The sequence below is a fragment of the Methylobacterium phyllostachyos genome, assembly GCF_900103445.1.
Lineage (GTDB): Bacteria > Pseudomonadota > Alphaproteobacteria > Rhizobiales > Beijerinckiaceae > Methylobacterium > Methylobacterium phyllostachyos.
In genome coordinates this window covers 145,459-158,392 of record NZ_FNHS01000012.1, presented here as the reverse complement: position 1 = coordinate 158,392, position 12,934 = coordinate 145,459, and the positions used below count along the sequence as shown (strand labels likewise).

The window sequence follows — 12,934 nt, the reverse complement described above, 5'->3', positions numbered from 1 at the left end:
CACACGGGAGTCACAACCGGAGATCCGCCCCGATGACGGCCGAGACGCCCCGCCCCGGCAGCCGCGCCCTCCTGATCGCCGGCGGCGGCCTGCCCAGCCTCGCCCTGGCGCTCGCCCTCAAGCAGGCTCACGGACCGGCGCTCGCCGTCACGGTGGTCGATCCGTCCGGCGCCGATTCGGCCCGCCATCGCGGTCGGGCCTACGCGCTGGCGGCGGGGGGCCGGCGGATGCTGGACCGGCTCGGAATCTGGGATCGGCTGACGGACGCGGCCGAGCCCATCACCGCGATGGTCATCAGCGACAGCCGCCTCGCCGACCCGGTGCGCCCCGTGTTTCTCACCTTCGGCCAGGAGGCGGACGACGACCGGATCGACGGCGCGCCCTTCGCCCACATGATCGAGGCCGAGGCCCTCGCCGCGGTGCTGGCGGCGGCCTGCCGGGATGCCGGAGTGGCCTTCGTCACGGCCGGCGTTGTCCGCGCCACGCCGGAAGGCCCGGCGATTCAGGCACAGCTGACTACGGGCGAACGCCTGCGCGGCGACCTGCTGGTGGCCGCCGACGGGGCGCGCTCGCGCCTGCGGGAAGCCGCGCGGATCGGCTGGGTCGGGTGGTCCTACCCGCAGGTCGGCATCGTGGCGACCATCGGCCATGCCCGACCGCACGAGGGACGGGCCTTCGAGCATTTCCTGCCCTCCGGCCCCTTCGCGATCCTGCCGCTGCGGGACGGCGGCGCCCTGGGCCACCGCTCCTCGATCGTCTGGACCGAGCGCGCCGACGCGGCCGAGGCCCTGCTCTCCGGGGCGCCCGACGAAGTGCTGGGCGAGATCGAGCGCCGCTTCACCCTGGACCTCGGGGTGCTGGCGCTGGAGCACGGGCCGAGCCGGCATCCCCTGGCGGTCGGCCTCGCCCGGCGCTTCCATGCGGACCGACTCGCCCTGTTGGGCGACGCGGCCCACCTGATCCATCCGATCGCCGGCCAGGGGCTGAACCTCGGCCTCGCGGATGCTGCGGCCCTCGCCGAGGCGATGACCGGCGCGCTGCGCCTCGGCCTCGACCCGGGCGGCCCCGAGGTCCTGCGCGATTACGAGCGCGCCCGACGCTTCGACAGCTTCGCCATGGCGGCGACCACCGACGGGCTGAACCGCCTGTTCTCGAACGACGCCCTGCCGCTGCGGCTCGCCCGGGACCTCGGCCTCGGGATCGTGGACCGGCTGCCGGGGCTCAAGCGCTTCTTCATCGGCGAGGCGGCAGCCGCGCGCGGAACGCGGCCCCGGCTGATGCGCGGGGAGGCGCTGTAGGAGTCTGTGTGCAATCAGCGTGGCCGTAGTGATGGTCCGAATCGGGTGGATTTCTGCCGTCCCGGTTTCGGGAGCGTGCATGAAGAACGCGGACGCTCGCCGATTGGCCGGAAGAGGCCGATGAGCTTTCGGGTGCCCGATGCGGCAAACCGGACACCGCAGCATCCTAGTCCTATGTCGGCGAGATACGTTTTGCCGACCTTCAAATAGCCCCCACGATTTTCGACGGGTTTGCAGCCTTTGTGGCGATCCTGACAGGCATGGCGAGCGATCGTGGGGAATACGATCGGATACCCGACATGATGCAGCTATTTGCTCGAAGCCCGCGATGCATATCTAAATTGCTTGACTTCACATTATATTTCGGCGGCTAGTATTCCTAGTCGCCAGCTCAATGTACATATTAATACAATTGATAATTTATATTGCAAAACCGGGCTCGCGTGGACATATCGCAGCCGCAATGAAGACCATCTTCACAACCGACGGGGTGCCACCCAAAGACCGATTTCGGCGCTGGCGTGAAGTCTGTGAGGATCGTGCCGTACCAATAGAACAAGTATCCCTCGTCGATGCTCACTTTGACGCCACCATCGATGGCGCAGGCATTGGTGGAATAGAGTTCACTAAATTCGCACTGAAAAATCTCAGATCATCGACGACCGCCAGAACGATTCGACACGAAAATCACAAGCCTGACCATCTTCTCATGAGCTTGGTGCTGACCGGCTCCTTGAAAGCGGAGCAGAACGACCGCTCGAGCACGGACGGAGCCGGCGATTTCGCGATCCGCGATACGAACACGCCGTGGACGGTTGAGCACGATGGGTACAGCGAAGTTCTGTCCATCGCGATCCCACGGGCGCGGATAGAGAGCGTGCTAGGCCCGGCCCGGCTCTTCGCCAGCCTAACCGTCGAGGGCCACCAACCGGTAGCCACCCTGGCCCGCTCGTTCTTGATGGACATGTTGGCTCAGGGGGATCGGATGTCGCCGGAAGTCGCCGAGCGCATGGTTGGGGTGGGGATTGATCTCATCGTCGCCAGCCTTGCGGAGCGCATCGCCCGGGAGGTGCCCCGGCCCGTGCACGGCTCTCTCGTCGTCCAGCGCGCCAAAGCCTACGTCGAGGCGAACCTTCACGACCAGACCCTCGATCCACCGCAGCTCGCCTGCGTGGTCGGCGTGTCCCTGCGGCGGCTCCAGGAGCTGTTCCAGGAGCGCGGCCGGCACATCTCGGATTGGATCTGGGAGCGCCGGCTGGCAGCAGCAGCTCAACGCTTAGCCGATCCCGGATACCTCCACGTGCAGCTCGGCAGCCTCGCGTATAGCTGCGGCTTCGCCAGCCAGTCTCATTTCTCCCGCCGCTTCAAGGAGCGCTATGGGCTCAGTCCGCGGGACTACCGCCACCGTGCGCTATCGCAAGCCGTCGCTTGCTGAGGGAAACGCTGTATCCCCCTGTCGGCGAACACCATGCCTAGTTGTATCCGACTGCGGTCTTGGCGGCGCTCCAGAGATGGCCGCTGGCGTCAGCGTGCAACGAGGAGCGTCCGTTTACGAGATTGATGCCCCTGACTGCTAAGTGACAGGCATGGCTCGGAAGCCGCCAACGCACGCCCCAGCCGATCGGGTTCACACCGGCGACGGAGACGCCTCGGCTCTCAGCCGGCGACGGAGACGCCTCGGCTCTCAGCCGGCGACGAACGCGCGGGCCCGGCGCATCCAGCGCAGAGAGGCCTCGACCAGCGCAGGCTCCCGGTGCTTGAGGATCGCCGACTTCAGGAGCGTCTTCGGCACCTCCCAGAGCTGGATCGACCCGACCGGGAAATGCGCGACATCGCCCGGGGTCAGGTGGTGCCGTTTGCCATCCGCCTCGGTGATGAAGACGTCGCCGTCGAGGATCGTGATGATCTCGTCGCTGTGGTGCGTCCAGCGGAACGTGCTCGCCGTGGTGCGCCAGAGATAGACGCTCGCACTCCCGTCATGGGTCTCGGAGACCTCCGCGACCTCGGTGACGGGGTTGCCCGAGACGACCCAATCCGCCGGGATCGGCGCGGGGCTGAAGGCGGCGGCCCCGGGCCGGATCGCCGTGCCGGTGATGGGGCGCCCGCCCTCGTGCAGCCGGATCTCCGCGTAGGCGCCGGCGGCCATGAGAAGCAGGGCAGCGGCGGCGGGAAGCCTCTTCACGGTCAGCTCCGGCACGTGGCGGACGGCGCCCGCTCGAAGGGAGGCGGCACAGTCGGCTACTTTGCCGGCCGCGAGAATTGCCGGTCCAGGATTTCTACGAGAAACACCAGCTTATTTGCGGGTTTTGATTAATTGGATCGTGCCCCGCATTCGCACATCTTCGCCGACGCGCGCTCCTCCCCTGGCGATCCCGGGCCTGCCCAGGATCGCTCAAACCTGTGGGGAGAAGTTGGAGGTGGGGGTGGCTCAGGATCGAGCGGAGCGGTGCCATCTGCACCACCCCTGGCCTCTCCCCACAATGGGGACGGAAATGCGCTCGTTTCTGGAAGAATGAAGCATCGGGAAGAGACGTGTGAATCCGCCAGCCTGCAGAGGGGGGAGGAAGACCTACGCTCGAGAGAGCATCCGCAACCCGGAGCCGGGATCCGCCTACCCCTCCCCCCGCCGCTCCGTGATCCAGCGCGTCGCGTCGGCCCGGGGAGCGACCACGTCGGTGTCGGTGCGCAATTGCGGGCTGTAGGCGGGGTCCTCCGCCAGCACGTCGCGCCAGCGGCGGAGGAAGCGTGCGGTCTGCGGGCCTGGGGCGAAGCTGGTCTGGCGCGAGGCGCTCTCGTGGTGGATCAACTCGGCAAACGGCGTGTAGACGATGCGATAGCCGAGCTGGCGCAGCTTCAGGCACAGGTCGACGTCGTTGAAGTCGAGGGCGAAATCCTCGTCAAAGCCGTTCACCGCCTCCAGCACCGCCTTGCGGGTGGCGAAGAGCGCGCCGGTCACCGCCGAGCAGTCGCGCTGCGTCAGCGCCCAGTCGCCATAGGTCCGCTCGTCCGCGTCCCGGTTGTACCAGGGATGGGCGAACACGTCGAAGATGCCGCCGGTCATGCCGGCATGCTGAATCTTGCCCGTGGGGAACAGCAGCCGACCGCCGACGCCGCCGACGCCCCGGTCCGGCGCGAAGGTCAGCAATGCCTCGATCCAGCCGGGCCGGCGCACCACGAGGTCGTCGTTCATGAGAATGACGAGGTCGGTCTCGGCGGCCCGCCAGAGCGTGTTCATCTTGGCCGCGTAGTTGAATTTTTCCCCCGGCGCCCGGGTCGTCAGCCGGCGGGTCACGGCGAAGCGATCGGTGCGGCCGCGATAGATCGCGTCGTCGGCTACGTCGTCGCCGATCAGCACCCGGATCCGGTCGGCCGGGTAGGTGCTGCGGCCGAGGCTGTCGAGCAGGTTGATCACGTGGGGCTTGGCACCGTCCACGGCGCGGCCTTGGTCGTCCTTGGGCCGGCTCTGATTCGTCGGGACGACGAGGGTCACCGGCGGTCGCGCGTCGAGGGTGCGGCGGATCTCCAGCGTGTCCGGCGTCAGGCCCGGGGCCGTGCGCAGGGGTGCGCCATTCGTCTCGAACCAGCGGTCGAGGGTATGGGCACGGGCGGTTCGAGTCGCCTTCGGACGCTCCAGCGGCGAGGCGATCAGGGTCTCGGGGATCCGGTCGATGCCGATGCCGGCGGAGATCGCCCCGAGCAGGAACCGGAACCACGCGGCGCTGGCGTAGCGCTGACGGAAATCCGGCTTGAGGCCCGCGAAGGTCGCGGCGCGGATCAGGAGCGGGAAGCCGATGTAATCATCGGCCATCAGCAGGCCCAGGTTGAAGGCCGGCTTGCAGTGGACGCTGCGGACCTGTCCGGCACCGTCCACCACGGCATCGTCGCCGTAGAAGAGGCCGATATCCGGTCGCTCGGCCATGGCGCGCGTGAGCTGCCGAACGAGGTCGGGGCGCAGCTCCGAGGCCGCCGGTGCCACGAACACGGCCCGGCAGGACGGCAGCTGCCCGGCGGCGATCTGGTCCAGCCGGCGCTCATCCACGGGGCGGAACTGCGCGTCGAGGGGTAGCGGCACGATCGCGTCCGGCCACGCGAGCGCCCCCCAGGAGGCCGACGGGGCCGGGACCGGCTTCTTCTTCAACACGGGTCGCGTCTCCGGGGCGTCAGGAACGGTCGGCGGCGAGGAGGCGGGAAAGGCTCGCCTCCATGGCGGAGGCCACCGCGCCGATGGACAGGCGCTCGCGGATCCGCGCCCGCGCGGCGGCACCGATCCGCGCCGCGTCCCCGCCGGTCACCGCCCGGGCCGCGTCGGTCAGCGCGCGGGCGAGATCGGCCTCGTCTACCTGGCCCCATTCGGCGCCGCGCAGGTACGGTCCGTAGGTTTGGTCGAGGGCCGTGACATCGGCCTTCACGGGGAAGCCGCAGGTGGCGTCGAGGAAATCGCGGCAGCCGCCGTAATCGGTGGCGACCACGACCTTGCCCATCTCCATCGCCTCCGCGATCGTCAGTCCGAAGCCTTCCGAGGAATGCGACGAGGCGTAGACCGCGCAGAGATCGAACAGCGCGCCAAGCTCGTTCTGGGAGAGGGGCTGGTCGATCACCACCACGTCGCCGGACGCGCCGACGAGGTTGAAGAGCTTCTTGCCCTCCTCGGGCAGATCGAAGACGTGCTTGGTCTTGAGCACGAGCTGCCAGCCGGCCTTCCCCAGACCCGCCGCCCGGAACGCCCGGATCAGCGCGTGCGGGTTCTTGCGGGCGAGGTAGCTCGACCCGTCGAAGGCGTAGAGGATCACCCGCTTGGCGGGGTCGATCGCGAAGGCCTTGCGCAGGTTCGCCTTGGCGGCGGCGCTCGCCGGCTCGCCGGCCTCGTTCTCGACCACGTAGGGCACGACATCGACCGGGATATCGGTGATCTGCCGGAAGATCGCCGCGCAGAACTCGGTGGGTGCCCAGATGGCGTCGAGCCCATCGACGGTGGGCAGCCAGCCGCCGGGCACATGGGAGGTCTCCCACACGAACAGCCCGATCTTCAGCCGCGCCTGCGCGGCGATCGCCTGCTGCGCGTCGCTCATGAGCGAATGCCAGCTGTCGCCATTGAAATGCACCAGGGCGACATCCGCAGCGCCCGAGAAGGTGCGGGCCTGCCACGCGGGCGCCACCCGGGCGTGGACGTGGAAGGGCCGCTCCATCGGGTGGATGTTCAGTGTGAACGGCGTCCGGTGGAGCGCACGGGCGTAGCTGCGGGCGGCGACGCCGAGGCCGTTGGCGTAGTTCATCGGCGAGATGAACGATACGCGCAGCGGCCGCTCCGGCGCCTGGGGCTTGCGCAGGTCCGCCCAGATCCTGGCGCCCGGATAGGTGTAGGTCACGTCGAGCCGGTCGAGGTCGAAGCCGCTCTTCGCGATCGCCTCCCGCACCGCCGCACCGCCGATCGCCGCATGCTCGCCGAGCAGCGAGCGCTTCACGAACGGGAAGCCTTGGGCCAGCATGTTCTCCCAGTCGAACAGGGTGCGGTTGTTGCGCGGGTCGTTGACCAGCGACATGTGCTTGTTCTGCGCCGAGAACAGGCTGCGCATCCCAAGTCCCGCGGCCCGCATCCGCTGCGAGAAGGTCAGCTCGTATTCGGTGATCACCGCGTTCTTGTCGGGCCAGTTCGCCACCGACAGAAGAAAGTGGTTGAACGCATAGGACGACAGGCAGCGCCGCTTCAGGGCCAGGAAGAAGCTCTGGAGGTGGTGACTGTAGTAGAAGTTGTCGGCGAGCCCGATCACCGCCTCCGGGAACGCGTCGATCTTGGTGAGCAGCGCCGAGAAATCGGTCCGGTCGAGGGGGCCGACGAGGCTGTCGTTGGCGAGGTACAGGGTCTCCGCGTCGAGGAGATCGACATCCTCCAGCAGGACATGCGCCCAGGCGGCGAAGTCGAACCCCGTGTTCTCCCGCAGGTAGACCGAGGCGCACAGATCCAGGATCGCCTGCGGTACCGCGTTCTTGAGCTGGTCGGCGGCGATGATCAGGACGATGTCGACGCCGTTCTCCGCGAAGGCCGTCAGGTAGGGCTCGACATGGCCGCGGATCCGCCCCTCCGGGCAATGGGTGATGAACAGGGCCGTGCGGCCATGCCGGCGCGGCTCCCGCTTCAGGCAGGAGAGGCGGGCATCGGACGCCTCCGGCACCGCCGCGCCGGGGACGCGGCGGGTGAGCCGCCCCGCCTCCAGGCCGGTCAGCACGTAATCGACGAGCGGGTTCAGCCCGAGGGCCGCGACCCTCGGATAGCGGGCCAGATACCAGGGGGCGTCGAAGCGCGGCGACGGGCTGGTGCTGCGCCCGCCATCGGCCAGGAAATGCACCAGCGGGTTCTGCTGGTCCCCGTCCTCGGCGAGGTAGGTCTCGGCATACCAGCGCGTGTCGAACCACGGGCCCGGATCGAGACCTTCGGCGGCGCCGTGCTCCAGATAATGGACCAGGGGGTTGAGGGCGTCGGCCCGCACGGCGGGGGATTGCGCGGCGTACCAATCGGGATCGAACAGCGGATGGGGTGCGTAGCGGCGATAGCCGCCCGCCATCACGTAGTGTTCCAGGGCGTCGAGCCCGCTGGTTTCGGCCTCGGGACAGCGCGAGCGGTAGAACTCCGCGTCGAAGATCCCGGCGTTGCGGATCAGGTCCACGTGGCGCGACAGGCCGGCGAATTCCTCCGGATTGCGCAGGTAGCCCTGCTTCCGGCCGGTCTCGTAATAATGGGCCAGCGCGTTGCCGCCGGCCGCCCGGGCATCCGGGTAGCGGGACAGGTACCAGGCCGTGTCGAACAGCGGCGACGGGTCGGTGTCCGGATTGGCCAGGAAGTGCAGGAACGCCCGGCCGCGCTGCGTCGCGCCGCCGAGATAGCGTTCGGCATACCAGTCGGGATCGAACAGGGGATTGGGGCGAATCCCGGCCTCGGCGCCGCGGTCGCGGTAGTGGAGCACCGGGTTGATACCCTCGGCCCGCAGCCCCGGCACGGAATCGAGGTAGAGGTCGCCGTGGAACAGCGGGTGCGGCCAGCGCCCCTCCCGGCCGCCATGGACCGCGTAATGCACCGCGGGATCGATCCCCTCGCCGACCACGTCGGGGTAGCGCCGGGCATACCATGCCGGATCGAACAAGCCCGATGCCTTCACGGCCTGGACGACATCCGCCTGCCGGGGCTCACCGCGGCGGCGCTTCAGGCGCCGGGCCAAGGGGCGCGCGAGGGACTGCGCCGCCCCGGCGAGGCCGGCTTTCTCCGACGATCCGGCGGCGAACACATCTCGAAGGCGCATGGTCAGGTCCGGATACGCGGGAAGCCCGCAAGGCTGCCCACGCCGCGATCCGCGAGAGACATCAGGGGGGTTCAGCCGGTCCGGCAATCGTGGGCGGGACCGCCCCGGCTTGGGCGCCTTCCTAAAGGTCCGGGTCGCCGACGCCAAGACCTTCGCCCGTGACGAAACCTGCATCCAGATCGAGATCCGGCCGCCGGACCGCGTGCCGCCACACCCGTAGCCCTCGGATCGATCCTGGACGTTCGGTCCCTCGCCTATCCTGCGGCGATCGCAATCGTGTACGAGGCGCACTGACGGCAGGCATCGACGGCATGAGCGCCGGGGCGGTCGATCCGCATCCGGACCGGCTGCAGGCGCCTGTTGCGAACCCACGAGCTGCCCCGTCCACCGCGACGGATGCCGGCCAGCCGCGCCTGCCGCAAACGATGGAGCCTACCCCCATGAGTGAACGCATCATCCTCCGCGCTGGCGAAGCCCTCGTGGCGGGCGGCCCCCCGAACACCGCCTCCGAGCCCGAGGTCATCATCGGCGAACTCGACGGGCCGGTCGGCACGGCGCTCGCGACGCTGACGGGCGATCAGGTCGTCGGCCACAGCCGCGTCTTCGCGCTGCTCAACACCGACATCATGGTCCGCCCGGTGACGCTCTGCGTCTCCAAGGTCAGCGTGACCGAGAGCAAGTACACGTCGATCCTGATGGGCACGGTGCAGTTCGCCATCGCCAACGGCGTGCTGGACGCGGTGCGCGCCGGGTATATCCCGAAGGAGAAGGCCAACGACCTCGGCATCATCTGCTCGGTCTGGCTGAGCCCGGGCGTGATCCAGGCCGAGACGGTCGACCACAAGGCGCTGTTCGAGATCCAGCGCAAGGGCATGACCGAAGCGATCCGCAAGGCGATGACCAACGAGCCGTCGATCGACTGGCTCCTCGAGAACCAGGACAAGATCGTCCACAAATACTACACGATGGGTCTCGAGGGTAAGATCTGACCGATCGACCGGAGCGGGCCTGGGCTCAGCCTTCCTGGTGGGCGTGCCGGTGCGCGCCCTCCCCATGTCGGGCATGGCCGCCCTGATCGTGATGCCCCATGGGATGCCGGCGGCTGACCCACCAGAGATAGGCGCCGAGTGCACCGAACACGAGGTTGAGCCAGAACGTATAGTTCAGGCCGAATCGCGTGATCTGTGCGCGCATATCGATCCCATGGTCCGGCACGAGGCCGAGCCCGGTGAAGGCGAGATCCATGACGAGGGCGGCCACCACCATCGTCGCGTAGAACACGGCCGCGATGTAGGCGGCCATGCGCCAGCCGAAATAGCGCCGGTAGGTGTCGAGGAGTGGCAGCACGATGAGGTCGGCATAGAGGAAGGCGAGCACGCCCCCGAAGCTCGCGCCGCCGGCCCAGAGCACGGCGGCCAGCGGCACATTGCCGATGGAGCAGACGAAGGTCGCCACGGCGATCAGCGGCCCGAGCAGCGCGTTGGCGGGCACCTTGAGCCAGGGCGAGGCATCCGTCAGGAACAGGGACTTCCACACGGCGTCGGGCACGAAGGCCGACAGGAAGCCGCCGACCAGGAAGCCGATCGCGAGGTCCTTCCAGAGCATCGACCATTCCATGGTGAAGTTCTGGGCCACGCGGATGCGGGTCTGCGGGTTCCTCAGGCGCGCACCGAGGGTCTCGCCCGCCACGGTCATGCTCATGTGCTGGTGGCCGCCCGCTTCCTCCTCGTGCCGGCGCGCCCCCTCGGCGATCCGCGCCGGGTAGGTCAGCCGTACGAGGACGGCCATGACGATGATGAGCACGACGCCGCCGACCCACTCGCCCACCATGAACGGCCAGCCCATCAGCAGATACAGGACGATGCCGAGTTCGAGCACGAGGTTGGTCGAGGCGAACAGGAAGGCCAGCGATGGGATCAGGGCCGCGCCCTTCTTGAACAGCGTGCGCATGATCGCCGCGGACGCGTAGGAGCAGGACGAGGACGCCATGCCGGCGAGCGAGGCCAGCGCGACCTCCTTCGGTCCATCGCGCCCGAGGGCGCGCTTCATCGCGTCGGTGGAGACCACGGATTGCAGGAGTGCCGAGATCGCGAAGCCGAGCACCAGAGTCCAGCCGGTCTGCCACGCCATGCCGGCCGCCATCAGCAACGCCTGCTCGATCTTCGCGACGAGTTCCTGCATCCTGCCCGTACCTCCTGCGGGAGAAGCGGCAAGCGGCACGACCGTTCCCCGTGCCCCGACGCGGGAAGCGTCCTCCAGACGATCGTAACGCCCCCGGCCACACGACCTGGGCCCCCGCCCGAACCCGCCGCCCGACGGCGTGCGGCGATCCCGACCTTGCCAGCCCGGTATCATCAGCCCCACACTGACGGGATTGACCGGCGGGCCTTTCCGGAGGCGCAAGCAGGAGATGGATAGCGGCATGACGCAGGGGATCAGCCCGGCCACCACCCTCGACGACGGCATCGTGGCGACGGCGGAGAGCTGTCTCGCCGATGTCGGCGCGGCGCGGGAGGCGATCCACGGGGTGATCTTCGGCCAGGAAAAGGTGGTCGATCTCGCACTCGTGACCATCCTGGCCGGCGGCCACGGCCTGCTGGTCGGCCTGCCGGGCCTCGCCAAGACCAAGCTGGTCGAGACGCTCGGCACCGTGCTCGGCCTCGACGCGCGACGCGTGCAGTTCACCCCGGACCTGATGCCCTCCGATATCCTTGGGACCGAGATCCTGGAGGAGGATGCCGAGCGCCGCCGGGCCTTCCGGTTCGTGCAGGGGCCGGTCTTCACGCAGCTCCTGATGGCCGACGAGATCAACCGCGCGAGCCCGCGCACGCAGTCCGCCCTGCTTCAGGCCATGCAGGAGGGCCACGTCTCGGTGGCGGGTGCCCGCCACGACCTGCCGCGGCCGTTCCACGTGCTCGCCACCCAGAACCCGATCGAGCAGGAGGGCACCTACCCGCTGCCCGAGGCACAGCTCGACCGCTTCCTGCTGGAGATCGATGTCGGCTACCCCGACCGCGCCGCCGAGCGCCGGATCCTGATCGAGACCACCGGCGTCGATGAGGTGCGACCGCGCGCGGTGATGTCCACCGAGCAGCTGCTCACCGCCCAGCGCCTCGTGCGCCGGCTGCCGGTGGGCGAGGCCGTGGTCGAGGCGATCCTCGACCTCGTGCGCGCCGCCCGGCCCGACAGCGGCGACGCGATCGTGAAGGACAAGCTTCTCTGGGGGCCCGGTCCCCGCGCCAGCCAGGCGCTCACCCTCGCGGCACGCGCCCGGGCGCTGATCGAGGGTCGGGTCGCCCCCTCGGTGGCCGACGTGAAGGCGCTGGCCGAGCCGGTGCTCAAGCACCGGATGGCGCTGAGCTACGCCGCTCGCGCCGACGGCGAGACCATCGAGGGCCTGATCGCCAAGCTCGCGGAGAAGATCTGACTTTGGTCGGGACACACGCCCTCGATACGGGCAGGCGCACCCCCGGCCGGCGCGAGAGCGAGGGCGCGACCGCCCTCTCCGACAAGATGCCTCGCCTCGTGCTGGAAGCGCGGCGCGTGTCCAGTCTGCTGGCCCACGGCCTCCACGGCCGCCGCCGGGCCGGGCCGGGCGAGAGTTTCTGGCAATTCCGCCCCTTCGTGACCGGCGAGGCCGCAGCGCGGGTCGATTGGCGCCGCTCGGCCCGGGACGACCGGCTCTACGTCCGCGAGCGCGAATGGGAGGCCGCCCACAACATCTGGCTCTGGATGGACCGCTCGGCCTCTATGGGCTTTTCCTCGGACCTCGCCTCCGCGCCGAAGGTCGAGCGCGCGCTGATCCTCGGTCTGGCCCTGGCCGACGCCTTCGTGGAGGGCGGCGAGCGGGTCGGTCTCCTCGGGCTGACCCGGGCGAGCGCCTCGCGCGGGATCGTCGAGCGGCTGGCGCATGCGCTGGTCGCCGACACGGCCGGGCTGAGCCAGGACCTGCCGCCGCAGGCGAGCCCCGCCCGGTTCGACGAGGTGGTGCTGATCGGCGATTTCCTCACCGCACCCGATCGGATCGCGGCCACTGTGCAGAGCCTCGCCGGCCGCGGCAGCCGCGGCCACCTGCTGATGGTGGTGGATCCGATCGAGGAGACGTTTCCGTTCACCGGTCAGGCCGTTCTGCACGATCTGGAGGGCAGCCTGAGCCTCGATATCGGCGATTCCGACGCCTGGGGCACGCGCTACCGCGTCCGGATCGCCGAGCACCGGGCCGCGCTCGCCGCCATCACCCGCGGCCAGGGCTGGACGCTGACGATCCACCGCACGGACCGGCCGGCGAGCGAGGCGGCCCTGCGGCTCGCCACGCTGATCGCCGCCCGCGGCACGGAGTGAGGC

9 protein-coding genes are annotated in these 12,934 nt (G+C 69.1%); 5 read left to right on the top strand and 4 right to left on the bottom strand.

Annotated elements, in window-relative coordinates; translation table 11 throughout:
• The first annotated feature begins 32 nt into the window (after positions 1 to 32).
• Both BLQ49_RS19720 and BLQ49_RS19715 read left to right on the top strand, forming a co-directional pair.
• On the top strand, positions 33 to 1,298 hold the full coding sequence (locus BLQ49_RS19720; protein ID WP_091718764.1) for an FAD-dependent monooxygenase: 1,266 nt from the start codon (positions 33 to 35) through the stop codon (positions 1,296 to 1,298).
• 463 nt (positions 1,299 to 1,761) lie between these two features.
• On the top strand, positions 1,762 to 2,733 hold the full coding sequence (locus BLQ49_RS19715; protein ID WP_091718762.1) for a helix-turn-helix domain-containing protein: 972 nt from the start codon (positions 1,762 to 1,764) through the stop codon (positions 2,731 to 2,733).
• Between the two features lie 249 nt (positions 2,734 to 2,982).
• Here BLQ49_RS19715 and BLQ49_RS19710 read toward each other — a convergent pair whose 3' ends face one another.
• From BLQ49_RS19710 to BLQ49_RS19700, 3 genes are all read right to left on the bottom strand, one after another.
• On the bottom strand, positions 2,983 to 3,480 hold the full coding sequence (locus BLQ49_RS19710) for a cupin domain-containing protein (protein WP_091718919.1): 498 nt from the start codon (positions 3,478 to 3,480) through the stop codon (positions 2,983 to 2,985).
• Positions 3,481 to 3,909: 429 nt separating this feature from the next.
• Positions 3,910 to 5,439 carry a glycosyltransferase family 2 protein gene (locus BLQ49_RS19705; RefSeq protein WP_091718760.1) on the bottom strand — a complete coding sequence of 510 codons (1,530 nt, stop codon included), beginning with the start codon at positions 5,437 to 5,439 and terminating at the stop codon, positions 3,910 to 3,912.
• A 19-nt stretch (positions 5,440 to 5,458) separates the two neighbouring features.
• Positions 5,459 to 8,590: a rhamnan synthesis F family protein gene (locus BLQ49_RS19700; protein ID WP_091718758.1), complete on the bottom strand. Its 3,132-nt coding sequence runs from the start codon at positions 8,588 to 8,590 to the stop codon at positions 5,459 to 5,461.
• A gap of 440 nt (positions 8,591 to 9,030) precedes the next feature.
• On the opposite strand from BLQ49_RS19700, the gene BLQ49_RS19695 reads away from it, so the two are divergent.
• Positions 9,031 to 9,579 carry a formaldehyde-activating enzyme gene (locus BLQ49_RS19695; RefSeq protein ID WP_091718756.1) on the top strand — a complete coding sequence of 183 codons (549 nt, stop codon included), beginning with the start codon at positions 9,031 to 9,033 and terminating at the stop codon, positions 9,577 to 9,579.
• A gap of 25 nt (positions 9,580 to 9,604) precedes the next feature.
• Here BLQ49_RS19695 and BLQ49_RS19690 read toward each other — a convergent pair whose 3' ends face one another.
• Positions 9,605 to 10,771, bottom strand: coding sequence for a permease (locus tag BLQ49_RS19690; protein ID WP_167627741.1), 1,167 nt, complete (start codon positions 10,769 to 10,771; stop codon positions 9,605 to 9,607).
• A gap of 241 nt (positions 10,772 to 11,012) precedes the next feature.
• Here BLQ49_RS19690 and BLQ49_RS19685 point away from each other — a divergent pair, with 241 nt between their 5' ends.
• Positions 11,013 to 12,017, top strand: coding sequence for an AAA family ATPase (locus tag BLQ49_RS19685; RefSeq protein WP_091718752.1), 1,005 nt, complete (start codon positions 11,013 to 11,015; stop codon positions 12,015 to 12,017).
• A 2-nt stretch (positions 12,018 to 12,019) separates the two neighbouring features.
• Positions 12,020 to 12,931, top strand: a complete 912-nt coding sequence (locus BLQ49_RS19680) for a DUF58 domain-containing protein (RefSeq protein WP_091718750.1) — start codon at positions 12,020 to 12,022, stop codon at positions 12,929 to 12,931.
• Positions 12,932 to 12,934 lie beyond the last annotated feature (3 nt).

What these genes read in the sequence shown, in the direction of transcription:
- BLQ49_RS19720 (WP_091718764.1), top strand. Translation starts at nt 33, where the DNA reads ATGACGGCCGAGACGCCCCGCCCCGGCAGCCGCGCCCTCCTGATCGCC.
- BLQ49_RS19715 (WP_091718762.1), top strand. Translation starts at nt 1,762, where the DNA reads ATGAAGACCATCTTCACAACCGACGGGGTGCCACCCAAAGACCGATTT.
- BLQ49_RS19700 (WP_091718758.1), bottom strand. Translation starts at nt 8,590, where the DNA reads ATGCGCCTTCGAGATGTGTTCGCCGCCGGATCGTCGGAGAAAGCCGGC.
- BLQ49_RS19695 (WP_091718756.1), top strand. Translation starts at nt 9,031, where the DNA reads ATGAGTGAACGCATCATCCTCCGCGCTGGCGAAGCCCTCGTGGCGGGC.
- BLQ49_RS19690 (WP_167627741.1), bottom strand. Translation starts at nt 10,771, where the DNA reads ATGCAGGAACTCGTCGCGAAGATCGAGCAGGCGTTGCTGATGGCGGCC.
- BLQ49_RS19685 (WP_091718752.1), top strand. Translation starts at nt 11,013, where the DNA reads ATGACGCAGGGGATCAGCCCGGCCACCACCCTCGACGACGGCATCGTG.